Here is a 715-nt window from a genome sequence, read left to right on the forward strand (position 1 = left end):
TAGTTATATGCGCGAGCATCGGCTTTCGCTGCGCCAGACCGCTGCCCACTTTGGTCTTGGGCAGTCCTCTCAGATAGGCATTTGGCAGCGGCAGTACTACAGTGGCAGTCCTGCACCCTCTACTGCCATCAAGCCAAGAAAGCCAATCGACGTGTCGAAGAAGATCAAGCCTGTCAAACCCACCGATACCAATGATGATCAGAAGTCTCGAGATCAGCTGATGGCTGAACTTGAGTACCTGCGCATGGAGAATGCTGTCCTAAAGGAGCTCAAGGCTCTGCGCGAGGAAAAAGAACGAATACGCGGGAAAAAGCCCTGATCGTTTCCAAACTCAAGCGCAGGTTTCCTTTGCCTGACCTCCTTCAGTTGGTCGAGCTGGCGCGCAGCACCTTCTACCAGCTCAAAGCTCAGCAGAAGCCAGACCGGCATGCTGAGCTCAAGGCATTGGTGCATCGTGTCTATCACGAGCAGAAACGGCTCTATGGTTATCGCCGTATCGCACTCGTAATCAGGAAGGAAAAGCGGGTGAACAAGAAGGTCATTGAACGGCTGATGGCTGAGCAGGGATTGAAATCTGTAGTGCGCCCCAAGAAATATCGCGCCTATCGAGGTACCGTCGGCAAAGTGGCAGCGAATGTGCTGGAGCGAAATTTTGTCGCTCAACGCCCAAACCAGAAGTGGGTAACTGACGTAACCGAGTTCAAAGTAGCTCAAC

At 52.9% G+C, this 715-nt stretch carries 1 pseudogene; it reads left to right on the forward strand.

Annotation, left to right across the window (positions count from 1 at the left end):
- Window positions 1-715, forward strand: a pseudogene (locus QSV36_RS20125) (IS3 family transposase); the annotation flags it as partial.

This window comes from Pseudomonas sp. BCRC 81390, from assembly GCF_030341915.1.
Classification (GTDB): domain Bacteria; phylum Pseudomonadota; class Gammaproteobacteria; order Pseudomonadales; family Pseudomonadaceae; genus Aquipseudomonas.